We start from the raw sequence: 23,489 nt of genomic DNA, 5'->3' as shown, positions 1-23,489 counted from the left end.
TGGAGTGCGAGGCCAGTGGCGGCCCGCCATCGAAGGCATGTGTTCTGAAGGGATTGAATCGTCGTGCATCGTTCGCCACCCGACTTCGCGTCACGCGTCTACGGACCCCAGCGCGTCGCAGCCATCGTCGCCACCCTGGTCGAAGAAGGCATCGCACCGGAACAAACCCTGAGCGGAAGTGGCCTGACGGAAGACCAGCTGCGCGCACCGGCGACGCGGATTTCCTACGAGCAGGCGGCCGTGGTCTTCCGCAACGCGGTGCGCCTCGCGCCCGGTCCCAGCATCGCCTTTCGCGCGGGCATCCGCATGCACCTCACGGCCTACGGCATGTACGGCTACGGGCTGCTGAGCAGCCCCACGCATGCCGACCTGATGGACTTCACCATCAAGTACAACCGCGTCATGGGCCCCGTGGCTGGGCCGGTGTCTTACACCTGCAGCGGTGGCACCGCGGTGCTGCCCTACGAGGTGTTGCTGTCGTCCGACCCGCAAGACCCGCTGTACCGCTTCGCGCTCGAGTTCGCCTTTGCGGTGCACCTGCGGCTGGGCCGCGATCTCTTCGGTCCGTCGTTCGGTCTTTCCGCACTGCACGTGCGCTTTGCCGAGCCCGAAGATTTGAGCGCCTACCGCACGCTGTTCGGCTGCCCCGTGGCGTTCGGCCAGCCGCGCGACGAACTGCATGTGGGCTCGCCGTGGGTGGGCCATCCCTCGCGGCTGCCCGACTCGGTCACGCATGCGATGGTGAGCGAGATGTGCCAGCAGGTGCTGGCCGACCTGCCGCGCTCGGGCGGTGTCTCGTCGGTGGTGCGCCGCACGCTGATCGACCACATGCCGTGGCGCTTTCCGACCATCGAGCCGATGGCCTCGGAGCTGTCGATCCATCCACGCACCTTGCGCCGACGCCTCGAGACCGAAGGCACGACCTACCGCGGCATCCTGGCCGATGTGCGCCGCGTGCTGGCCATCGAGTACCTGCGCACCACGCGCATGACGACCGAGGAAATCGCCGAGCGGCTGGGCTACAGCGACGCCTCGAACTTCCGCCACGCCTTCGTGCGCTGGACCGGCCGCAGCCCGCAGGACTACCGCGCCGCGAAGGCCTGAGCCACGCCTGCGCGATGCCGCAACGGGCATCGTGAACCACCGCTGATTCGCATGCGCGCGCCCTCGTGCGGCGTTCGCGTGGCCGTCGATCCACACATCTGTTCGCAGTTGTGAGTCGAGCCTGCGCGTCGTTCAAATGCGCGTCCCGAAATCACCGCGAAGTGGTCGCATCGCACCTTTTCTTGTCGACGTCGCCGCGAAAAGATGGCGCCCAGAGTAACGACAACAAAGTGCCCGATCCGAGCCTCGCTGAAGGCCCGGACGAGGCCGACAGGAGACAACACATGGATGCACCTCGCGCGTGTCGGCATGCCCGGCACGGACTGGACGTACGCGGCGGGTTCACACCATGCATGCGTGCCGCCGCACAGGCCGGACGCCGCCGTTGCGCGGTGCCTTCCTCCCTTTTCCCCGATCTCGATCCTCTCTCGAACGACCGCCCGACCGGGTAGCCGTGTGCATCGCGTCTGCACGTCGGGCTTTTTCTTCGCCTCTCTTTTTTCCCTTTCCCTCCACTCCCGAGATGACCATGACCGAATCTTCTTCGATGGCCCCGCCGTCCCGCCGCCTGCTGATGCTCGAGTGGCGCGCCGTGGCGGAGCTGTCCGCGTTCTTCACCATGGCCCCGATGCTGCGCATGGCGCCCGCGGGCGACGGGCACCCGGTGCTCGTGCTGCCCGGCCTCTCGGCAAGCGATGCCTCGACGCAACCGCTGCGCGCCTTCCTGCGCGACCGCGGCTACCGCGCGCACGGATGGAAGCTCGGCCCCAACTTCGGCCCGCGCCCTGGCGTGGAAGACCAGATGCAGGAGCGCCTGGCCGAGCTGCACGAACGCTATCAACGCAAGGTGAGCATCGTCGGCTGGAGCCTGGGCGGCGTGTTCGCACGCGAGCTGGCACGGCGGGCGCCTTCGCAGGTGCGCAGCGTCATCACGCTGGGCAGCCCGTTCGCCGGCGAGCCGCGCGCGAGCAACGCGTGGCGGCTGTACGAGATGGTGAGCGAGCGCAAGGTCGAGGACTGGCCCGAGCGCGAACGCATGCGCACGCCGCCACCCGTGCCGGCCAGCGCCATCTACAGCCGCAGCGACGGCATCGTGGCCTGGCAGGGCTGCCGCGAACGCGAGACCGCGACCTCGGAAAACATCGAGGTCGAGGGCAGCCACTGCGGCCTCGGCCACAACCCGGTGGTGCTCTACGCCATCGCCGACCGGCTCGCGCAGCCGGAGGGCCAGTGGAAGCCGTTCCGCCGCGAAGGCCTGCGCCGCCTGCTGTACCTCGATCCGCACCGCGACGTGCGCAAGGCCGCCTGATGCGCCGCATCACCCACCCGTTCACTTCCTGGAGACGCACATGAACAGCAAGCCCTGGCTGGCTTCCTACCCCGAAGGCGTGGCGTGGGACCACGCGATCACGCCCACCTCGGTCCAGCAGATCCTGGCCGACGCCGTGGCCGGTTTTCCCGACCGGCCGGCCATCGACTTCATGGGCAAGCGGCTGAACTACCGCGAGCTCGGCGCACTGGTCGACCGCGCCGCCAAGGGGCTGCAGGCTCTGGGCGTGCGACCCGGCGTGCACGTGGGCCTGTTCCTGCCCAACACGCCGCACTACCTGGTCGCACTGTTCGGCGTGCTGCAGGCGGGCGGCACGGTGGTCAACTACTCGCCGCTCGATGCGGCGAAGGTGCTCGAGCACAAGATCGAGGACAGCCAGACCGATGTCCTCATCACGCTCGACCTGGCCGCGCTGTACCCGCAGATGGCCGCCATGCTCGGCAAGACGCGGCTCAAGAAGCTCATCGTCGGCAACCTCGCCGAGATGACGGGCGCGCCCGAGCAGGTGGCCGCGCAGATGAAGGCGAAGAACGAGACGGTCGAGATCTCCGGCGACGAGCACCACCTGCGTTTTTCCGAACTGCTCGACAACGACGGCCGCTACACGCCGCACCCCATCGGCGATCCGCGCGAGGCGCTGGCCATCCTGCAGTACACGGGCGGCACCACCGGCCTGCCCAAGGGCGCGATGCTCACGCACGCCAACCTGTCCTCGGCCTGCGAGCAGGTGGTGATCACGCAGTCGGGCACGCCGCCCGTGCTGCAGATGGGCACCGAGCGGCTGCTCGCGGTGCTGCCGCCGTTTCACATCTACGCGCTCACGGTCAACCTGCTGCTGGGCGTGCGCCTGGCGGCCGAGATCGTGCAGCACCTGCGCTTCGACCCCAAGGCCGCGCTGCGCGACATCGCCGAGAAGAAGCTCACCACCTTCTGCGGCGTGCCCACCATGTTCACCGCGGTGATCGGCGACCCCGACACGCCGCAGTACGACCTGCACTCGCTCAAGCTGTGCAACTCGGGCGGCGCGCCGCTGCCGATGGAGGTCGGCGAGCGCTTCCGCGCCATCACCGGCACCTGGCTGGCCGAAGGCTGGGGCATGACCGAGACCTCGCCCACCGGCACCTTCTCGCCCGCGCACGGCCAGCGCAAGGCGGGCTCGTGCGGCATTCCGCACCCGGGCGTGGTCATCAAGATGCTCGACCTCGAAGACCCCACGCGCTACGTGCCGCTGGGCGAGAAGGGCGAGATGTGCATCCAGGGCCCCAACGTGATGAAGGGCTACTGGAACAAGCCCGAGGCCACGGCCGACAGCACCACCTTCGACGGCCTCTTTCGCACCGGCGACGTGGGCTACATGGACGAGGACGGCTTCGTCTTCATCGTCGACCGCTGCAAGGACATGCTGCTGTGCAGCGGCTACAACGTCTATCCGCGCGTGCTCGAAGAGGCCATCTACCAGCACCCGGCGGTGCATGAGGTGGCGGTGATCGGCGTACCCGACGAATACCGCGGCCAGTCGCCCAAGGCCTTCGTCACGCTCAAACCCGGCGCCGAGGCCTTCGACATCAAGGCCCTGCAAACTTTTCTCAAGGAGCGCGTGGGCAAGCACGAGATGGTGCAGGCCCTGGAGATCCGCGCCGCGCTGCCCAAGACGGCGGTGGGCAAGCTCTCCAAGAAAGACCTCGTGGACGAAGAGCTGCGCAAGCAGGCCGTCGCCGCGGCCACCGCCTGAGCGCGCGCATTCCCGAATTCCCACCGATCCCACCGACGAAAGAGGCCACGCCATGGACCACCTGAGCAGCATGGACGCGTCGTTCCTGCACCTTGAAACCCCCGAGACGCCGATGCACGTCGGCAGCCTCATGCTCCTGGACCTGCCCGAGGGCTACCGGGGCGACTACTACGAAGACGTGAAGGGCATGCTGGGCAAGCGGCTGCACCTGGCGTCGGTGCTCACGCGCAAGCTCGCGCAGATGCCCTTCGAGCTGGCCGAGCCGGTGTGGATCGACGACGACGACATCGACCTGGACTACCACGTGCGCAGCCTCACGCTGCGCCGCCCCGGCACCATGGAGCAGCTGCACCACCTGGTCGCGCGCCTGCATTCCAGCCTGCTCGACCGCAGCCGCCCGCTGTGGGAGATGTACGTCATCGAAGGCCTGGAGAACGGCCAGGTGGCCTTCTACACCAAGGCCCACCACAGCGGCGTCGACGGCAAGGCCGGCACCGAGCTGGCCAAGGTGCTCTACGACACCACGGCGCAGATGCGCGAGGTGCCGCCCGCGCGCCGCAAGCGCGGCAGCGGCAGCCACTACCAGCTCGGCGTGGCCGAACTGCTGCAGGCGGCGGTGTCCAACTCGGCGCGCCAGTACCGCAAGCTCGCCGAGCTGCTGCCGGCGGCCGCGCGCGCGCTCACGGCGGCCGGCAGCGTGCTCGCGAGCCAGCAGACCGGCAAGGGCGAGCGCCGCCTGAGCCTGGGCATGGCGCCCAAGAGCATGTTCAACGACGCCATCACCAACCAGCGCTCGTACAGCACGATGTCGCTGCCCTTCGACGAACTGAAGGCGCTGGGCAAGCGCGTGGGCGGCACCGTCAACACCATCGTGATGGCGATGTGCAGCGAGGCGCTGGCCCGCTTCCTGAAGGAGCGCAACCTGCTGCCGAAAGAAGCGCTGATCGCCGGCGTGCCCGTGAGCCTGCGCGCGGAGGGCGACGACGCGATGAACAACCAGGTGTCGATGGTGCGCGTCGACCTGGCGACCGACATCGGCGACGCGGCCGAGCGCTTCAAGGCGATCCATGCCTCGTCGGAAGCGGCCAAGGCCGTGGTGCGCGAGCTCAAGCCCGTGCTCGGCGTCGACATGCCGATCACCGGCTCGCCCTGGCTCATGACCAGCCTGGCGTCGCTGTACGGCCGCTCCAACCTGGCGCGCCGCGTGCCGCCCGCGGCCAACGTGCTGATCTCCAACGTGCCGGGGCCGGGCGCCACGCTCTACGTGGCGGGCGCGCGGATGATGCACTTCTACCCGGTGTCGATCCCGTACCACGGCAGCGCGCTGAACATCACGGTGCAGAGCTACGCGGGCTCGCTCGACTTCGGCCTCACGGCCTGCCGCCGCATCCTGTCGCAGGAAGAGTCGTACGAGCTGATCGGCCACCTGCGCGCGGCGCTGCGGCAGATCGAGCGGCTGCCCAGCGTCGAGAGCGCGGCCAAGCCGGCGGTCGCGAAAGAGGCGCAGGCCGAGGTAGTGCCCGCCAAGGCCCCGCGCCGCGCGAAGGCGCCGGCCGCCGCCAAGCCGCGTGCGGCGGCCACTGCTGCCGCACCCGCCAGCAAGAAGCCCCGCGCGCCGCGCAAGCCGGCCGCTCCTGCCAAGGGCAAGCGCGCCGCCGCCGCTGCCTAGCCTTCCCGCCGATTCCTTCACCGACCGACCCCAAAGGAAAGCAAGACCATGACCCCCACTTCTGCGCAGGCCCCCGCCCGCGCGCCGTACAACGCGGCGGACGAGGCTTTGTTTTCGAAGGTCAGCTGGCACCTGCTGCCGCTGTTGATCCTCTGCTACATCGTCGCCTTCATCGACCGCATCAACATCGGCTTCGCGCAGCTGCAGATGAAGCAGACGCTGGACTTCAGCAACGAGGCCTATGCGCTGGGCGCGGGCATCTTCTTCATCGGCTACTTCCTCTTCGAGGTGCCCAGCAACCTGATGCTCGAGAAGATCGGCGCGCGCAAGACGCTGCTGCGCATCATGTTCTGCTGGGGGCTCGTGGCCTCGGCCATGATGTTCGTGGAGACCACCACGCAGTTCTACGTGCTGCGCTTCCTGCTGGGCGCGTTCGAGGCGGGCTTCTTCCCGGGGATCATCCTGTACCTCACCTACTGGTACCCCTCGGCGCGGCGCTGCAAGGTGATCTCGATCTTCATGACGGCCACGGCCATCGGCTACCTGCTGGCCGGCCCGCTCTCGGGCTGGATCATGAAGTACATGAACGGCCTGGGCGGCCACCACGGTTGGCAATGGCTGTTCGTGGTGCAGGGGCTGCCGGCCTCGCTGCTCGGCATCGTGGCGTTCTTCTACCTGAAGGACAAACCCGAGCAGGCCGGCTGGCTCACGCCGTCCGAGAAGGTCGCGCTGCGCCACCACCTGGACAACGAGCCGCATGCCGTGGAGACCGCGTCGCACGGTTCGTTCTGGGCGCTGCTGCGCGACCCCAAGGTGTTCACGATGGCCTTCGTGTACTTCCTGTTCCTGGGCGCCAACTACACGCTGGTGTTCCTGGTGCCCACGCTCATCAAGAACTGGGGCGTGGGCGACGTGTTCATGGTCGGCCTGCTGTCGGCCATTCCGGCGGTCTTCGGCGCTGTCGGCATGGTGTTCGTCGGGCGCAGTTCCGACAAGCACCTGGAGCGGCGCAAGCACTTCTTCTTCTGCGTGGCGCTGGCCTCGGCGGGCCTGCTGGTGGCCGTCTTCAGCGGCGGCAACCTGGTGCTGGCGCTGGCGGGCCTCGCGGTGATGAGCATCGGCCAGTCGGCCAACACGCCGATCTTCTTCGCGGCCATCAGCGAGTACCTGCCGCGCAAGTCGGCGGCCGGCGGCATCGCGCTGATCAGCAGCCTGGGCAACCTCGGGCCCGCCGTGATGCCGGTGATCACCGCGTGGATCACTACCGCCTCGGGCAGCTCGGACAACAGCATGTTCCTTGCGATCGGGCTGTGGCTGTCGTCCGGCGTGGTCCTGCTGCTCGTCATGCGGCCCGCCGCCGCGCGCCGCTCGCAGCTCGCGACGGCCTGATTTTTTCGTTACCTGCTATTTCACTCACCAAGGAGATTCAATTCATGGCAACCAGCAAGAACGCAGCCAACGCCAACCCGCTCTTTCCCACGGCGCTGCCGTCGATGGAAGATTTCAGCAAGCTGATCGAGCAGCTCAAGCTGCCCGGCGTGGACGTCGGCGCGCTCGTGGAGTGGCAGCGCAAGGACATGGAGGCGCTGGCCGAGGCCAACCGTCAGGCCTACGAGGGCATCCAGTCGCTGGCGCAGCGGCGCGGCGAGATCCTGCGCGACACGCTGGCCCAGTGGCAGGACGCGCTGAAGGACGCCACCGGCAAGGACGCCATCTCCAGGCAGGCCGAGGTCGCGCAGCGCGGCGTGCAGCAGGCCGTCGACAATTTCCGCGAACTGGCGCAGCTGGAAGCGCAGGCGCGCAACAACAGCTGGAAGGTGGTGCAGGACCGCCTGAACGAGAACATGGCGAACCTGCAGCAGCTGCTGCAGCCGAAGAAATAGGGGCGCTCCCGCGGACGCAATGTCCGCGCAACGACTGCTGGTAGCCTTGCCGGATTGTTCAGGCGCGCCTCGCCCCGCGAGGTCGCGCGATCCGGATGAATCAGAAAGGACTCAGCGCGTGGTTGTGACAGGGAGAAGATGGGGCGCGTGCGCCGCGTTGACGGCGGCATTGCTGGTGGGCGCATGCTCCACCACGCCCAGCACGCCGGTGGCGGGCCCCGGCGAGTACGTCGTGCAGACGGGCGACACGCTCTACCGCATCGCGCAGCGGCACGGCCGGACGACGGCCGAGATCGCCCGCTGGAACCAGATCAAGGACCCCGACCAGCTCGAAGCCGGCCAGGTGCTGCGCGTGGTGCCGCCGGGCGGCGCCGTGACGGGGGCTGCCACGCCCCCGCCGCGCAGCAGCAGCGGCGGCAGCGGCAGTGCCGAAAAAGCCAAGCCCGCGCCCGCCCCTCGCGAGCGCGACCCCGTGGTGCCGCCCGCCTCGCGGCGCAGCGACTGGGGCTGGCCGACGCAGGGCGCGGTCATCGCCGGCTTCAACGGCAACAGCAACAAGGGCCTGGACATCGGCGGCAGCAGCGGCGAGCCCGTGCATGCGATCGGCGCCGGCTCGGTGGCCGCGACGGAGACGATGCGCGGCTACGGCAGCGTCATCATGGTCGACCACGGCGGCTCCTACATGTCGATCTACACCAACGTGGGCACCGTGGGCGTGAAGCAGGGCCAGCGCGTGCAGCGCGGCCAGAAGATCGCCGAGATCGGCCCGGCGGAGGGCGGCCGCGCCAAGCTGCACTTCGAGATCCGCTACCGCGGCAAGGCGGTCGATCCGCGCCTGTACCTGCCGGCGAAGTAAGCGCAGCGGGCCCTCAGCCCTGCGGCCGCGTGAGCAGGTCGAGCTCGGCCCGCAGGCGGCGCACCGCCACTTCATGGCGCCGCGTCTGCGGCCCGCGCCCATGCGTGCCGGCCTTCAGGATGAGCCGCAGCTGCTCGCGCTGCAGTTGCGCCTTCAGGCGCCGGGCGCGCTTGCCGAATTCCTTGCCCATGTCGCGGCGCACGCGGTAGCGCAGCAGCGGCGCGCCCAGGCGCACCCATTCGTCGTCGCGGATCAGCTCGCGCTCGGGCACGAAGTAGGCCGCCAGCGCGTGCAGGTAGGTGCCGTTCTCGCGCGCGGCGGCGCGCCAGACGAAGGCGGCGGCGATCACCACCGGGATGCCCTTGACGATGAGCAGCAGCGCGATGCCGACAAAGCCGTCGTCGAAGCGGTCTTCGAGCAGCGGCGAGTTCCAGATGAAATGCATCGCCCACGCCAGCGCGAAGTAGAAGAGGGCGCAGCCGATGCGCGCGGCCATCGAGCGCTGCGGGTTCAGCAGGAACCACGCGACGCCGAACGAGGCGATGGTCGTGTAGGCCGCGTGGCTCCACAGCCCGCTCAGCAACCCGCGCATGAGCAGGTGGTAGAGCACCGGGTACACCTGGTTCTCGAGCGGGAAGTTCACGGCGCTGTTCACCGTGTAGCTCAGGTTCTCGATCACCTGGAAGCCCAGCCCGGCCATGGCGCCGACGATCAGCACCGACAGGTACGTTTCGAACTGGTTGCGCGCGATCAGCACCAGCAGGATCACGCCCGCGAGCTTCAGGAACTCTTCGGTGATCGGCCCTGCGATGGCCGGCCCCCACGCCGCCACGAACTCCGGCGACACCAGCTTGGCGCACAGGCTCTGGATGGCGATGTTGGCCGGCGCCGCGAAGTACACCGCGCCCAGCCCGCCCCATGCAAAGGCCAGCACGTAGGCCTCGGGCGGGTGCTGCTCCAGCAGATCGAGCGTGCGGAAAAACAGCACGAAGGCCGCCGTGTAGCCGCCCCACACCAGCAGGCCCAGCAGCGCTGTGACGGGCACCACGCGAAAGCCCAGCGAGAACATCGAGACCGTGTAGAACAGCCCGTTGAGGATCAGCGCCGCCAGCAGCCAGAACGCGGCGCGCTGCGGCTGGAAGAACGAGTCGGTGCCGATCGGCCAGTCGGCGTCTTCTTGCGTGGCAACGGTGGTTTCGGTGGCTTCGGTGGTGGTGCTCACAGCGGTGCCTCCAGGTCCATCGAGTCGAGCATCTTGCGGGCGTCGGCCAGCGCTTCGTTGAAGCCGTCGGTGGGGCCGTACACGTCGATCTGCACCAGCGAACGGCGCGGCGTGTCGACCACCTGCCAGAAGCGGCCGGCGAGCTTGGCGCCGTAGTAGGCGAAGGTCTTGCCCTGCAGGCCCCAGCCGGTGACGAAGTCGGACACGTCGCCTTCGACGGTCAGGCCCTGGCCGCGCTCCATGAGCCGCTGCTGGCGCACCATGGGGCCGTCGGGCCCGCCCATCCACAGGCGCGTGGTCACGAGGAACTTGTGGCCGCCCTTGAAGAGCATGAGCGACTGGCCGGCCTTGGAGCGCGACACGTCCATCTGCCAGCCCGGTGCGGGCTCGAAGCGCGCGTGGGCGACCGACACCGTCTCGCCCGCGGGCAGCGGCCGGCTGCCGGGCGTGTGGTTGTTCCAGAAGGTGAGGCCGCCGACGTACGCGGCAATGGCCAGGAGGATCGCGAGCGCGCCCGGCCAGGTGCGGTACGGGATGCGGCGGGACGGTTGAAGCATCCGTGGATCGTGCCACACCGAAGCGACGGCGCGGGGGCGCCGCCGCTGTTGTCAGGCGCTCAGAACGCCATGCGAATGCCAACGTCGTAGCCCAGCGCGCGGTGCGGCTGCATGCCGTTGGTGGTCGCGTAGGCCGGCTGCGGGAAGATCGCCGGCAGGCTCAGCACCAGCGGCGTCACGCCCATCACGGTCGGGTTGTTGCGGCCGTTGGCGATGTGGATGCGCGCCACCGAGGCATACAGCGCCGTGCGCTTGGAGAGGTTGTGCACGTAGCCCAGCGCCAGCTTGTTCACCGACGAATTGCCGTCGGGCAGGCCCAGCCCGTTGACGAAGCGCACGCGCGCATACGAGGCGCGCACCACGCCCGCGCCCAGCGGCACGTTCACGCCGGCCATGAGGCCGTCGTAGCGGTCGCTCAGGTGCAGCGCGCCGTTGGCGAAGGGCGTGGCGCTGTGGCGCACGTCGCGCACGCGCGACCATTCGCCGAACACCTTCACCACGCCGAAGTCGTACGAGGCGCCGAGGTTCAGGCTCTTGATCTTCTCGCTCTGCGCGGCGGCGCTGGCCAGCGTGCTCTCGCCGTAGCCCAGCGCCACGTCGGCCGGACCGCTGGCCCAGCCGATGCGCCCGCCCACGTAGCGCCCGCGCTGCGAGGGGCTGTCGGGCGTGTTGCTGATCTTCGTGTTCTCGTGCAGCGCGTACTGCACCTGGCCGTAGAAGCCGCCCAGGTTCGGCGGCAGGAAGTAGCTGATGGCGTTGCTCGTGCGCAGGTAGCTGTCGGTGCCGGCAGAGAGGCCACCGTTCAGCAGGCCGCCCGTGGCCAGCGCGCGCGAGGCCGCGATGTTGCTGTTGACCACCGCGATCAGGTTGGTGCCCACGCCGTTGACGCTGAAGGGGTCGAAGACGGCGTCGTTCCAGAACGAGGCCGTGTAGTCGCGGCCCAGGCGCACTTCACCGAAGGGCCCGCTGAGGCTGAGCGTGGAGCGGCGTCCGAAGTTGGTGATGCCGCTGCCCGTGTCGTTGCTCAGCGGCGCCTCCAGCCAGAAGCTCGCGGCCAGCCCGCCGCCCAGGTCCTCGGTGCCGCGAAAGCCGATGCGGCTCGACGCATTGCCCGAGGGCGACAGCACGGTCTGGCTCTGGCGCAGCTCGGCCGGGCGCAGCGGGTTGTACGAAATGCTGGTGGTGCGGTAGTGGCTCACGCCCGCGTCCATCACGCCGAACAGCGTGAGCGAGGACTGGGCGAGGGAGGCGCCTGCAGCGAGGGTCGCGGCCGTGGCGGCGATGAGGGTCTTCTTCTTCATGGTCTTGTCTCCTGGTTGTTGTGTGTGTTGTCGTCTCTGTCGTCGTGGGGGCTGTGCGTCAGGGCGCCCAGCGCAGCAGCGCGAGCACCAGCGCGGCGATGAAGACGGTCTCGCCGACCATCAGCACCACCGGCTTGAGGCCCACGTCGACCAGCTCGCGCAGTTGCGTCTTCATGCCGATGCCGGCCATCGCCGCCACCAGGAACCAGCGCGACAGGTCGCTGCCCGCGGTGGCGAGCGGGGGCGGCAGCCAGCCCGTGCTGTTGAGCGCCACCAGCGCGGCGAAGGCCACCGCGAACCACGGCAGCAGCGGCGGGCGCTGGCCGCCCACGGCCTTGCCGGTGGCGCGCGTGAACATCACGGCGAACAGGATCACCGGCAGCAGCGCCGCCACGCGCATCAGCTTGACCAGCGTGGCCGTGTCGCCCGTGGCCTGCGACATGCCGTAGCCCGCGCCCACCACCTGCGCCACGTCGTGGATGGTGGCGCCCAGGAACACGCCGGCCGTGTGCGCGTCCATGCCCAGGGCGCGCGCGATCAGGGGGTAGGCGATCATCGTGAGCGTCGACAGCGCCGACACGCCCACCACCGTGAACAGCGTGGCGCGTTCCTTCAGCGGATGCGGCGGCAGCGCCGCGGCCAGCGCCAGCGCGGCCGAGGCGCCGCAGATCGCGGTGGCGCCGCCGCTGAGCAGGCCGAACAGCACGTTGAAGCCCATCAGCCGCGCCACGACCATCGACACGCCGATGGTCAGCACCAGCGACACCGCCACCAGCAGCACCGGGTGCCAGCCCAGCGCCACCACCTGCGCGGCCGTGATGCGCAACCCGAGCAGCGCCACGCCCCAGCGCAGCACATGGCGCGCGGTGAACTCGATGCCGGGCTTGCACGGGCCCTCGGCCGAAAGGAAGTTCATCGCCATGCCGAGGATGAGCGCGAACAGCATCACCGGCGCACCGTAGTGCTGCGACAAAAAGGTGGACGCTGCGGCGACCACCGCGCAGGCGAGCACGCCCGGAAAGAGCAGGCGGCCGCGCGCCGGCCATGCGGCGACAGACAAGGCGGTCATGAAAACCTCAGGGGACGAGCACGGTGGCGCCGGTGGTCTTGCGACCTTCGAGGGCGCGGTGTGCCTCGGCGGCGTCGGCCAGTGCAAAGCTCTGCTGGGGTTCGCTCACGATGCGGCCGGCCAGCACGTGGCCGAACAACTCGTCGGCCATCGACAGCATGTGCGGGCGCGGGTGGATGTAGTGAACCATCGCGGGCCGCGTGAGCCAGATCGAGCCCTTGGCGGCCAGCACCTGCGAATCGACGACCACGGCGCCCGACGACGTGCCGTTGCTCACGAGCGTGCCGCGCGGCTGCAGGCAATCGAGCGAAGCCTCGAGCGTGTCCTTGCCCACCGAGTCGTACACGACGGGCACGCCTTTCCCCTCGGTGATCTCGCGCACGCGCTGTGCGATGTTCTCGCGCGAGGTCACGATGGTGTGCGTGCAGCCGTTGGCTTTGGCGACAGCAGCCTTCTCGTCGGTGCTGACGGTGCCGATCATGGTGACGCCCATCGCGCGCGCCCACTGGCAGGCGATGAGGCCCACGCCCCCGGCGGCTGCGTGGTACAGGATCGTCTCGCCAACCTGGAGCGGATAGACCTGGCGGAACAGGTACTGCGCCGTCATGCCCTTCATCATCAATGTGGCAGCGGTGCGGTCCGAGATGCCATCGGGCAGCGGAATGAGCACATCGGCGGGCATCACGCGCACCTGCGAGTACGCACCCTGCGGCCCGATGAGGTAGCCCACGCGATCGCCCACACGGATGTCGGTCACGCCCGGCCCCACGGCCTCGACCACGCCCACGGCGTCGGAACCGAGGCCGTTGGGCAACGCGAGCGGATAGCGCCCGGTGCGGAAATAGATGTCGATGAAGTTGACCGCGATGAGGCTGTGGCGCACGCGCGCCTGGCCGGGGCCGGGCTCTCCGACCTCGATGTGTTCGAGCTTGAGCACGTCGGCGCTGCCGGTCTCGTGGAAGCGGATGGCTTGGACCATGGGAATTTCTTTCGGTGTGAAGGGCGGGCAGAAAGGGTTCAGCCCGCCGAGAGTTCGTCGATGAGGGCCTGCGCGCCCGGCCATTCGCCGTAGCCCGAGGCGGGGTTGAGGTGGCCGACCTCGCCGAGGTCGACCAGGCGGCTGCCCCAGCCCTGCGCCATCTGCACCACGCGATCGAAGGGCGCCAGCGGGTCGTTGCGGCTCGCCGCCACGATGCTCGGAAACGGCAGCGGCCCGGTCGGCACCGGCAGCCAGCCGCCGGCGCGCAGGGCCTCGACGGTGGGGTAGCCCTCGGGCATCGGCCGCTCGAAGTCGGGTGGCGTGGCCAGCAGCGCGCCGCGCACCGGCCGGCGCGTGCGCTGCGCCCAGTGCGCCAGCATCACCACGCCGCCGCTGTGCGCCACGACGACCAGCGGCCCCTCGACCGCCTGCGCCTCGCGCTCGATGGCCGCCACGCGCGCGGCGCAGTCGAGGTCGTCGCGGCCCATGGGCGGCACCGCGCGCACGCGCGGCAGGCGTGCGGCGAGCAGGGTCTGCCAGTGGCTGGCGACGGCGTCGCGCAGGCCGGGAACGATGAGGACGGTGGGAGCAGTCATGTCGGCCTGCACCCTCACTGGTTGAGCTGGATGTTGTAGGTCTTGACGATCCGCGCGTTGCGCTCGTACTCGTCATGCGTGATCTTCGCGAGCTGCTCGGGGCTCTCGCTGGTCATCGGCACGAAGTTCTGCGCGATGAGCCGTTCCCGCACCTTCGGCGAGGAGGCGGCCTTCGTGAGGACCGCATTGATCCGCTTCACGAGGTCGTCGGGCATCTTTGCCGACACGATGGCGCCGGCCCAGTTCGAGAAGTCGATCTCGTCGAAGCCCTGCTCGGCCATCGTGGGCACCTCCGGCAGCTGCGCCAGCCGGGTCTTGGCCCCGACCCCGAAGACCTTCACCTTGCCGGCCTTGATCAGCGGCAGCGACGTGACGATGCCGTCGAACAGGATGTCGACCTGGCTGCCCATCAGGTTCTGCAGCGCCGGCGGCGAGCCCGGGAACGGCACGTGCTGCAGGTCCAGCCCCGCCTTGCGGGCAAAGATGGCGCCGGCGTAGTGCGAGCTGGTGCCCGCGGAGTACGAGGCGTAGCTGCCCGGGCTGCCCTTGCCGGTCTTCAGGTAGGCGATGAGGCCTTTCAGGTCGTTGGCCGGCACCGACGGCGCGCTCACCAGCACCATCGCCGAGCGCGCCACCATGGTCACCGGCTTCACGTCCTTGACCGGGTCGAAGCTGGTCTTCATCACCAGGGGAATCTCGGTCAGGATGTTGCTGACCATGAACATGATGGTCTGCCCGTCGGGCGGCGCGCTGTTGAGCGCCTGCACCCCGATGGCGCCACCGGCGCCCGGCTTGTTGTCGACGATCACCGGCTGCCCGATCTCGGCCGAAATCGCATCGGACAACACGCGGGCCACGACGTCCATGGTGCCGCCCGCGGGCGCCGGCACCACGATCCGCACCGGCTTGGTGGTCCAGGCATGGGCGAGCAGGGGCGCGGCGGCCAGGGCGGCTGCCCAGGGCTTCAGGCGGCGAAGGATGTTGTGGGTTTTTTTCATCGCGATGTCTCCAGGTGTTCTGGTGCCGGGGGTGTGGGGTGCTCAGGCCGCCTTGCGCAGGAAGCCCTGCTGCGCGCCGTTGCGGTTCGGCGCGAAGCCGTTGGCCGCCAGCGATTCCTCGACGGTGTCGTAGAACACGCCGATCTTGGAAATCTCGCGCGCCTGCTTGGCGGTGGCGATGGGGCGCCCGAACTGGCGCGAGATGGCCACCAGCTGCTCGACCTGCGCCACCGTGCCCATCTTGGCGGAGCGCGACTGGTTCCAGAGGTTGTCCTCGATGCCGCAGCGCACGTGCAGGCCCATGGCAATGCCCATCATGTTCACGGGCAGCACGTTGCGCATGGAGCTTTCCACCGTGAGCACCGCGCCGTCGGGCACGGCGCGCACGAAGTTGGCCAGGCTGTAGATGTTGGGCACGTCCATGCCGCCGCCGATGGCCACCCAGTTCATGACCAGCGGGCCCTTGTAGACGCCGCGGCGCATCAGCCGCTCGACCGAGTCGAAGCTGTTGATGTTGTAGCACTGGAAGGCGCTCTGGATGCCGGCCTTGGTGAGGCGGCGGATGTGCTCTTCGGCCCAGCCCGGTTGCGCGGGCACGGTCATTTCCTTGTAGGCGCGGTAGACCTCGGGGTCTTCCATCGAGGTGCCCCGGGTGTCGGCGTCGTCCCAGTGCTCGACCACGTTCATCTGCGAGGTGTTGATGGTCACCGTCACCTGGTCGGGCGTGGGCTCCAGCTCGGCCAGCATGTGGCGCGTGTCGTCGCTGAGCCACTTGGCGGCGGCGCCTTCGCTCTCGGGTGCGAAGCTGATCGAGCCGCCCACCTGGATGATCATTTCGGGCACGGCCTTGCGCACGCCGGCGATCAGTTCATTGAACTTCGACAGCCGCTTGCTGCCCTTGCCGTCGAGCTCGCGCACGTGCAGGTGCAGCACCGTGGCGCCGGCGTTGTAGCAGTCGACCGCCTTCTGGATCTGCTGCGCCATGGTGACGGGAATGTCTTCCGGAAAGTCGGCGGGCACCCACGACGGTGCGTAGGGCGCGGCGGTGATGACCAGCGGCTGCTGGTTTTCGGGGAACAGATGGCCGTCGAGAAAGTTCATGGCAGGACCTCGGGAGAAAGGAAGAAGGAAGGGAGAGGGCGCAGGACGTGCCCGCTCAGAAGACCGCGTCGCCGACGATGCCGGCGCGTTCCATCTTTCGATGGCAGGGCGGGTAGTCCATGACCGCGTAGTGCTGGGTCGAGCGGTTGTCCCACATGGCCACGTCGCCCGGCTGCCAGCGCCAGCGCACCTGGTACTCGGGGATCTGCACCTGGCTCACGAGGTAGGCCAGCAGCAGGGCGGCGCCGGGCTGGTAGTCCTGCCCGTAGCGCACGTTGGCCGGCGTGTGGAAGTTGGTGAAGTGGGTCGTGAAGCCGTTGACGAACAGGATCTTCTCGCCCGTGTCGGGGTGCGTGCGCACCACCGGGTGCTCGGCGTCGGGAAACTGGGCCTTCAGCGCCAGGCGCTTCTCGATCGGCATCGCGGCGCCGAAGGTGGCCTCGATGCTGTGGCGCGCGCGCAGCCCCGCGATCTGCTGCTGGATGTGCGCGGGCAGCTTCTCGAAGGCCAGCGCCATGTTGGCCCACATGGTGTCGCCGCCCACCGGCGGGCATTCGACGCAGCGCAGCACGCAGCCGAAGGGCGGCTTCTCGCGCCAGGTGGCGTCGGTGTGCCAGCTGTTCTCGTAGCGGTCGACCGGCGTGTCGGGGTTCTTGTAGATGCGCACCAGGCCCGGGTGCTCGGGGTCGCTGCCGACCACGGGGTGGTCTTCCAGCTCGCCGAAGTGGCGGGCGAAGGCGACGTGCTCGGCGCGCGTGAGCTCCTGCTGGCGGAAGAACAGCACCTTGTGCTGCACCAGCAGCGCGCGGATCTCGGCCGCCAGGCCGGCGTCGCGCGAGGCGTCGGCCAGCGACACGTGGCGCAGCTCGGCGCCGATGGCGCAGGTCACGGGGTGGACCTGGAGGCCGCGCGTGTGCACGGCGGGGGCCCCGTTCGAGAGGCCTGGCTGGATCGTGGAACCCATGTGTCTTGTCTCCTGTGCCGGTCGGGGAGTGCCTCTGTGTCTTTGCGGCGGTGACCGTGCTGGAAGCAAGAATAGGTCGGGGCCCCTGCGCGCGCCCCCTCCTCGCAGGAGGGGGAGGCGGCCCTGGAGGGGAGGGAGAAACCCTCGGTGCCCGGCGGCGAGCCCTCAGTGCCCGGCGGCGAGCAGCCCTAGGATGCGCGCGCGCTGCACCACCTGCGTGCGGGTACCGGCGTCGAGCTTGGCGAACAGGTTCTTCACGTGCCACTTGACGGTGGTTTCGCCCACCTGCATGGCGCGCCCGATTTCCTTGTTCGACAGGTTGCGCGCCAGCAGCACCAGCACCTCGCCCTCCTTGGGCGTGAGCACGGTGCCGGGCGATGCGGGTGCCGCAGACGCGGGCGCAGGCGGCACGGCGGGCGCGAGCGGCGCCACCGCGATCTCGGCCTGCGCGCCCTCGGCCGCGAGCGTGCCGACCCAGGCGCCCAGCTCGGGGTGCGCGTCGGAGAACACGCGCTGCAGCCCGTAGGCGCGCGCCAGGTCCATGGCCTCGCGCAGCAGCGCCTGCGCCGGCTGGCCGCAGCGCTCCAGCGCCAGCGCGCGCAGCCCCAGCAGCTCGATGTGCAGGCCGCCCTGCTTGCGCTGGCGCGCCTGTTCGTCGGCACGCGCCAGCTTCGCGAGGGCGTCGGGCCAGTCGCGCGCGGCAATGGCCGCGTGGGCGCGCGCCACGTCGCGCAGCGCTTCCACGCTGCGCCGCCACAGCGGGCCCTGCGGCAGCGTGGGGTCGGCCAGCTGCGCGTCGATGCGCTCGCACAGTTCGCGGCAGGTCTGGGCGCGGTGGCGCTGCGCATGCAGGCGCACCTGCTCGGCCAGGCTGGCGATGCGCAGCCGCGGCAGGCGCCGCGCGGCGCCGGCCGCGTCCAGCGCGTCCAGCAGTTCCAGCGCGCGGTGCTCGGCGCCCTCGGCCGCCGCGATGCGCGCCGCCGTGCGGTAGGCCTGCAGCAGCGATTCGGGCAGGCCGCTGTGCTCCAGCACGTCGAGGCGGTCGGCCAGCAGCGTGGCGGCGTCGCCCGGCAGGTCGCGCTCCCAGGCCACCGACGCGAGCAGCGCGGCCAGGTTGCAGCTGAAGCGGTGGCGCCGGCCCATCTCGGCCTCGGCGCCGGCCACGGCGGGCCGCAGCAGCTGCTCGGCCAGCAGCACCTGGCCTTCCCACGCGTAGCTCAGGCCGATGACCAGCTCGCTCCAGCGCCGGATGTAGTCGACGCCGTGGCCCGGGTGCCCGCGCAGGGCCTGCTGCTGGCGCAGGCGCGCCAGCGCGGGCTCGCCCTCGAGCAGCGCGCGGTAGGCCATGCGGTTGGCATGCGACTGCAGCAGCAGCGGGTCGGTCAGCGGCACGGCCTCGGTCCAGGGCGCGTGCAGTTCGACGAAGCGGTCGGGGTCGTCCGCGAACACGGCGGCGCCGCCGAGGATCAGCGCGCATTCGCAGCGCAGCGCATCGCTCACATCGGGCTGCGCCAGGATGCGCGCCACGAAGCGGCCGGCTTCTTCGTGCCGCTCGCTCGATGCGAGCGTCCATGCCGCGGCCAGCAGCAGGCGCGGGCGGCGGTCGAGTTCGTCGGCCGGCATCTGCGCCATCCATTCGAGCACCGTGGCCTGCCGGCCGCGCCGCATGAGCGATTCGTACAGGCTGCGCTCCGCGAGCTCGTAGGCGGTCTGGTGCTGGCCCGCGCTCAGCGCGTGGTGGGCGGCCTCGTCGAGCAGCTCGTGCGCGGCCAGCCACTGCGCCGCGCGCGCATGCGCCGCCACCTGCTCGGCGGCGTCGAGCGCGGCGAAGCGCTGGCGCAGCACGTCGCGCGCCAGCGCATGCATGCGCAGCCACTCGCCCCCTTCGGCGGCGGCGAACACCGGCGTGTCGTTGCTCAACCGCGCCAGCCGCGCCGCGGCATCGTCGACGCCGGAGACGGCGCGGCACAGCTCGGGATGCAGCAGGTCGAGCACGGCGATGCGGGCCAGGAAGTCGCGGTCGTCGGGGTCGAGGTTCACCAGCAGCAGCCGCACCAGCTCGCCCTGCAGCTCGCCGGCGGCGGCCGTCATGTCGCCCAGCACCGTGTGCGCGGCGTGCGCGTCGGCCCCGCGCGCGATGATGGTCGTGGCCAGCTGCAGGCCCAGCGGCCAGCCTTCGGTCAGCTCGTGCAGCCGGGCGGCGGTGTTGCGGTCGACGCGCGCGCCGAAGCGTGCCTGCACCAGTTGCAGCGTCTCGTCGAGGCTGAACTTCAGCAGCGCCGGGCCGATCTCCACGCACTGCCCGTAGGCCACGAGATCCTCGATGTCGAGCCGGCCGTCGGGGCGCGTGGCAATGAGCGTGCGCACGTTGGGCGGCGCGTTGCGCAGCAGGTAGGCCAGCGCCTCGCGCGAGGCCGGCGGCAGGCGGTCGGCCTCGTCGATGACCAGCACCACGTTCAAGGCCGCCTGCGCCAGCTCGGCCAGCAGCGCGGTGACGCTGCCGAGCGTGCCGGGCCGGTCGTCCTGGAACAGGCTGCGCCCGAACGCGGGGCGGCCCATGGCGACGCGCAGCGCCAGCGCCAGGCTCTGCACCAGCCGGCCCGGGTCGTCCTGGCTCTGCGCCGAGACCCAGCCGACCGGCACGCCCAGGCCCAGGTACTCCAGCCGCCATTGCGCCAGCAGCGAGGTCTTGCCGAAGCCCGAGGGCGCCTGCACCACGCACACGGCGTGGTCGCGCAGCGCGTCGGCGCTCGACAGGAGCCGCGCGCGCGAGACGAGGTGACGCGGGACACGGGGCGGCGTCACCTTGAGCAGCAGGTCGCGCGGGGCGCCGCTCGCATCGGGGGGCGGGAAAGTGGCCAAGGCTCGTTCGTGCTCGTGGAGGGAAGAACGGGCCCGATTCTCCACGTCAATCGCGCGAGGCCGAAGCGCGGCGCGGCGCCCCCCGCCGCGCGCGGCTGGCCTTCGCGCTGCAGCCGTACTGCGCATGGAACCAGCGCGACAGCCCGCTGGGCGCGCAGAAGCCGAGCAGGCCCGCGACCTCGGCCAGCGGGCGGTCGCCCTCCAGCACGTGGCGCACGGCGAGTTCCTTGCGCACGTCGTTGACGATGGCCGAGAAGCTCTGCCCGTCGTCCGCGAGCCGGCGCTGGATCGTGCGGCATTCCACGCCCACGTGCGCCGACACCTGCGCGATGCTGCAGCGCCCGCTGGGCAGGAGCAGCAGCACCGCGCGCCGCACGTCGCCCGGCAGCGCGTCGCCGGGCGCCGGCGCTGCCGCGTCGAGCAGCTGCCGCGCATAGCGCGCCATGGCCGGGTCGGCCGAGGGGTTGGGCGCGTCCAGGTCGTCGCGCGCGCAGACGATGCCGTGGAAGTCCTGGTCGAACGCGACGGCCGCGCCCAGCACGCGATGGTGCGTGCGCAGGTCGCGCGGCGCGGGGTGCGCCAGGCACACGCGCCGGGGCTGCCAGTCGGCGCCGAGAAACTGGCGCAGCAGGCGCAGCATCACGCCCAGCGCCAGTTCGATGCGCTGGCGCGTGGCGCGGTGCGCCTTGCCGGGCTGCACTTCCTCGCGGATGACCACCACCTGGCCGAAGGCCTCGACCATCAGCGACAGCGAGCCGTTGAGCAGCGGCTGGTAGCGCATCAGCACGTCGAGCGAATCGCGCAGCGTCGGCTGCTCGCGCACCAGCAGGCCGACGGCCCCGAGGTTCGACAGCCGCCGCCCCTCGGCCATGCACAGCCCGAAGGCTTCGTTGCCCGAGCGCTCGGCCGAGGCCTGCAGCAGCGCGGCGACGCGGTCGACCGGGATCATCAGGTCGGGCTCGTCCAGCACGCGGGGATTCAGGCCGGCGTCCAGGAGCATGCGCGCCGGGTCCAGGCCGCTGGCACGGGCGATCTCGCGGTAGTGGGTGAGGCTTGCCGCGCGGACCAGGGAGGGCATCGCAAGTCCGCACGTCGCAGTTCTCAGGGCACGAGCACGGTGGCGCCGGTGGTCTTGCGGCCTTCGAGGGCGCGGTGCGCCTCGGCGGCATCGGCCAGTGCGAAGCTCTGCTGGGGCTCGCTCACGATGCGACCGGCCAGCACGTGGCCGAAGAGTTCGTCGGCCATCGACAGCATGTGCGGGCGCGGGTGGATGTAATGAACCATCGCGGGCCGCGTGAGCCAGATCGAGCCCTTCGCCGCCAGCAGCTTGGTGTCGAGGACCACGGCGCCGGAAGACGTGCCGTTGCTCACCAGCGTGCCGCGTGGTTGCAGGCAATCGAGCGAGGCTTCCAGCGTGTCCTTGCCCACCGAGTCGTACACGACCGGCACGCCCTTGCCTTCGGTGATCTCGCGCACGCGCTGGGCGATGTTCTCGCGCGAGGTCACGATGGTGTGCGTGCAGCCGTTGGCCTTGGCGACGGCGGCTTTCTCGTCGGTGCTCACGGTGCCGATCATCGTGACGCCCATCGCACGCGCCCACTGGCAGGCGATGAGACCGACGCCGCCGGCCGCTGCGTGGTACAGGATCGTCTCGCCGCCCTTCAGTGGATAGACCTGGCGGAACAGGTACTGCGCCGTCATGCCCTTCATCATCAACGTGGCGGCGGTGCGGTCCGAGATGCCGTCGGGCAGCGGAATGAGCACATCAGCGGGCATCACGCGCACCTGCGAATACGCACCCTGCGGTCCGATGAGGTAGCCCACGCGATCGCCCACACGGATGTCGGTCACGCCCGGCCCCACGGCCTCGACCACACCCACGGCATCGGAACCGAGGCCGTTGGGCAGTGCGAGCGGATAGCGCCCCGTGCGGAAATAGATGTCGATGAAGTTGACCGCGATGAGGCTGTGGCGCACGCGCGCCTGGCCCGGGCCGGGCTCGCCGACCTCGACGTGTTCGAGCTTGAGCAGGTCGGCGCTGCCGGTCTCGTGGAAGCGGATGGCCTGGTTCATGGTGCGTCTCCTGGGGTATGTGGGGGCTGGATGGAACGGATTCTTGCGGCGCGTGGCGGCGGCGGGAAGCGTGGTCTTGGCGATGTCCCAAATTGGCAAATCGATGCCCCAATAAAGCAAGAAATGCGGGCGGGGTGCGCCGGATACTGGCGGCATCGGCCCACCGAGGCCTGCAAGACAACAACCGGAGACACCCCCATGAAACTGCTGCAATTTGCACGCGCCGCCGCCGTGGCGCTGGTCGGATGCTCGATGGCCCTCGGGGCCTGGGCGCTGGGCGACAAGCCCGTCAAGCTCATCGTTCCCGCGCCGCCGGGCGGCACGATGGACATCGTGGCCCGCGTCGTCGGGCAGCAGATGGCGCTGGACATCGGCCGCCCCGTGATCGTCGAGAACCGCCCCGGCGCGGGCGGCTCCATCGGCCTGCAGGCCATGCTGCAGGCGCCGGCCGACGGCAACACCATCGTGATGGCCGCGAGCAACGTGCTGGCCGAGACGCCGCAGGTCGTGAAGATGCCCTTCGATCCGCTGAAGGACGTGGTGCCCATCGGCTCGGTGGCGCGCTCGGGCGTGGTGCTCGTCACGGCCGCGAACTTCCCGGCCAAGGACTTCCAGGGCCTCGTCGCCGAGCTGAAGACGCGCAAGGGCAAGGCCAGCTTCGCCAGCTACAGCCCCGGCACCGTGTCGCAGTACGCGGGCCTGATCCTCAGCGACCGCGCCGGGCTCGACCTGCAGCACATCGGCTACCCCGGCTCGCCGCCCGCGCTGCAGGACCTGCTGGGCGGCCAGGTCGACCTGATGTTCGACGGCATGCTCACCTCGATGCCGCTCATCAAGGCCGGCAAGCTGCGTCCCTATGCCTTCACCGGCAAGACCCGCTCGCGCTTCCTGCCCGAGCTGCCCACCACCACCGAGCTGGGCTACCCCGACCTGCAGTTCCGCGGCTGGGTCGGCTTCATCGGTTCGGCCAAGCTGCCGGCCGACGTGATGGCCAGGCTCCATGCCGCGATCGAGAAGGCCGGCCAGGCGCCCGCCGTGCAGCAGAAGCTGCTCGACGTGGGCCTGGAGCCCGAGCTCAGCGTCGACACGCCCGCGCTCATCGCCGAGACCCGCGCGCTGTCCGAGCGCAACGCCGCCATCGTCAAGAAGTACCGCATCCAGGCGAACTGAGCGGCACCCGTCATTCCATCGGA

The 23,489-nt window shown here is 70.1% G+C and carries 20 protein-coding genes; 8 read left to right on the top strand and 12 right to left on the bottom strand.

What is annotated here, in order from left to right:
- Nucleotides 1–63: 63 nt before the first annotated feature.
- The 7 genes from AC57B8_RS17110 to AC57B8_RS17080 all read left to right on the top strand — a co-directional run bounded on the left by AC57B8_RS17110 (nt 64) and on the right by AC57B8_RS17080 (nt 8,574).
- Entirely contained in the window at nt 64–1,104 is a 1,041-nt protein-coding gene (locus AC57B8_RS17110; RefSeq protein WP_095746631.1) for an AraC family transcriptional regulator, read from the top strand.
- Nucleotides 1,105–1,633: 529 nt separating this feature from the next.
- The gene (locus AC57B8_RS17105; RefSeq protein ID WP_095948796.1) at nt 1,634–2,413 is read left to right on the top strand and encodes an esterase/lipase family protein; all 780 of its coding nucleotides are present in this window, start codon (nt 1,634–1,636) and stop codon (nt 2,411–2,413) included.
- A 40-nt stretch (nt 2,414–2,453) separates the two neighbouring features.
- Nucleotides 2,454–4,166 carry a long-chain-fatty-acid--CoA ligase gene (locus AC57B8_RS17100; protein WP_496480201.1) on the top strand — a complete coding sequence of 571 codons (1,713 nt, stop codon included), beginning with the start codon at nt 2,454–2,456 and terminating at the stop codon, nt 4,164–4,166.
- 52 nt (nt 4,167–4,218) lie between these two features.
- Nucleotides 4,219–5,835 carry a wax ester/triacylglycerol synthase family O-acyltransferase gene (locus tag AC57B8_RS17095; protein ID WP_496480200.1) on the top strand — a complete coding sequence of 539 codons (1,617 nt, stop codon included), beginning with the start codon at nt 4,219–4,221 and terminating at the stop codon, nt 5,833–5,835.
- Nucleotides 5,836–5,883: 48 nt separating this feature from the next.
- The gene (locus AC57B8_RS17090) at nt 5,884–7,224 is read left to right on the top strand and encodes an MFS transporter (RefSeq protein WP_496480199.1); all 1,341 of its coding nucleotides are present in this window, start codon (nt 5,884–5,886) and stop codon (nt 7,222–7,224) included.
- A gap of 44 nt (nt 7,225–7,268) precedes the next feature.
- A complete protein-coding gene (phaP, locus tag AC57B8_RS17085) occupies nt 7,269–7,718 on the top strand; it encodes a TIGR01841 family phasin (RefSeq protein ID WP_390349378.1) in 450 nt (149 codons plus the stop codon).
- A 175-nt stretch (nt 7,719–7,893) separates the two neighbouring features.
- Nucleotides 7,894–8,574 (top strand): peptidoglycan DD-metalloendopeptidase family protein, encoded by a 681-nt coding sequence (locus AC57B8_RS17080; protein WP_496480198.1) that lies wholly within the window; start codon nt 7,894–7,896, stop codon nt 8,572–8,574.
- Nucleotides 8,575–8,587: 13 nt separating this feature from the next.
- Here the strand turns inward: AC57B8_RS17080 and AC57B8_RS17075 are convergent, their stop codons facing one another.
- From AC57B8_RS17075 to AC57B8_RS17020, 12 genes are all read right to left on the bottom strand, one after another.
- On the bottom strand, nt 8,588–9,796 hold the full coding sequence (locus AC57B8_RS17075; RefSeq protein WP_070062056.1) for a PrsW family intramembrane metalloprotease: 1,209 nt from the start codon (nt 9,794–9,796) through the stop codon (nt 8,588–8,590).
- On the bottom strand, nt 9,793–10,353 hold the full coding sequence (locus AC57B8_RS17070) for a hypothetical protein (protein WP_095746625.1): 561 nt from the start codon (nt 10,351–10,353) through the stop codon (nt 9,793–9,795). Before AC57B8_RS17070 ends, AC57B8_RS17075 begins: the two co-directional genes overlap by 4 nt.
- Nucleotides 10,354–10,412: 59 nt before the next feature.
- A complete protein-coding gene (locus AC57B8_RS17065) occupies nt 10,413–11,654 on the bottom strand; it encodes a porin (protein WP_496480197.1) in 1,242 nt (413 codons plus the stop codon).
- A 58-nt stretch (nt 11,655–11,712) separates the two neighbouring features.
- Nucleotides 11,713–12,723, bottom strand: coding sequence for a YeiH family protein (locus AC57B8_RS17060; protein WP_447746808.1), 1,011 nt, complete (start codon nt 12,721–12,723; stop codon nt 11,713–11,715).
- Nucleotides 12,724–12,730: 7 nt separating this feature from the next.
- Nucleotides 12,731–13,702, bottom strand: coding sequence for a quinone oxidoreductase family protein (locus AC57B8_RS17055; RefSeq protein WP_496480196.1), 972 nt, complete (start codon nt 13,700–13,702; stop codon nt 12,731–12,733).
- Nucleotides 13,703–13,740: 38 nt separating this feature from the next.
- The gene (locus AC57B8_RS17050; RefSeq protein ID WP_496480195.1) at nt 13,741–14,298 is read right to left on the bottom strand and encodes an RBBP9/YdeN family alpha/beta hydrolase; all 558 of its coding nucleotides are present in this window, start codon (nt 14,296–14,298) and stop codon (nt 13,741–13,743) included.
- 14 nt (nt 14,299–14,312) lie between these two features.
- Nucleotides 14,313–15,296, bottom strand: coding sequence for a tripartite tricarboxylate transporter substrate binding protein (locus AC57B8_RS17045; RefSeq protein ID WP_056573291.1), 984 nt, complete (start codon nt 15,294–15,296; stop codon nt 14,313–14,315).
- 42 nt (nt 15,297–15,338) lie between these two features.
- Nucleotides 15,339–16,397, bottom strand: coding sequence for a beta-keto acid cleavage family enzyme (locus tag AC57B8_RS17040; RefSeq protein WP_095948786.1), 1,059 nt, complete (start codon nt 16,395–16,397; stop codon nt 15,339–15,341).
- Nucleotides 16,398–16,452: 55 nt separating this feature from the next.
- A complete protein-coding gene (locus AC57B8_RS17035; protein ID WP_496480194.1) occupies nt 16,453–17,361 on the bottom strand; it encodes a TauD/TfdA dioxygenase family protein in 909 nt (302 codons plus the stop codon).
- Nucleotides 17,362–17,526: 165 nt separating this feature from the next.
- Nucleotides 17,527–20,223, bottom strand: a complete 2,697-nt coding sequence (locus AC57B8_RS17030) for a helix-turn-helix transcriptional regulator (RefSeq protein WP_496480193.1) — start codon at nt 20,221–20,223, stop codon at nt 17,527–17,529.
- 46 nt (nt 20,224–20,269) lie between these two features.
- Nucleotides 20,270–21,301: an AraC family transcriptional regulator gene (locus AC57B8_RS17025; protein ID WP_496480192.1), complete on the bottom strand. Its 1,032-nt coding sequence runs from the start codon at nt 21,299–21,301 to the stop codon at nt 20,270–20,272.
- A gap of 23 nt (nt 21,302–21,324) precedes the next feature.
- Nucleotides 21,325–22,296, bottom strand: coding sequence for a quinone oxidoreductase family protein (locus AC57B8_RS17020; protein WP_496480191.1), 972 nt, complete (start codon nt 22,294–22,296; stop codon nt 21,325–21,327).
- Nucleotides 22,297–22,494: 198 nt separating this feature from the next.
- Between AC57B8_RS17020 and AC57B8_RS17015 the strand changes: the two genes are divergently transcribed.
- On the top strand, nt 22,495–23,466 hold the full coding sequence (locus AC57B8_RS17015) for a Bug family tripartite tricarboxylate transporter substrate binding protein (protein WP_496480190.1): 972 nt from the start codon (nt 22,495–22,497) through the stop codon (nt 23,464–23,466).
- Nucleotides 23,467–23,489: the final 23 nt, after the last annotated feature.

The organism is Variovorax sp. BGA-UO-ETr-C22 (genome assembly GCF_059567965.1).
This window is presented reverse-complemented; position numbering and strand designations above follow the sequence as displayed.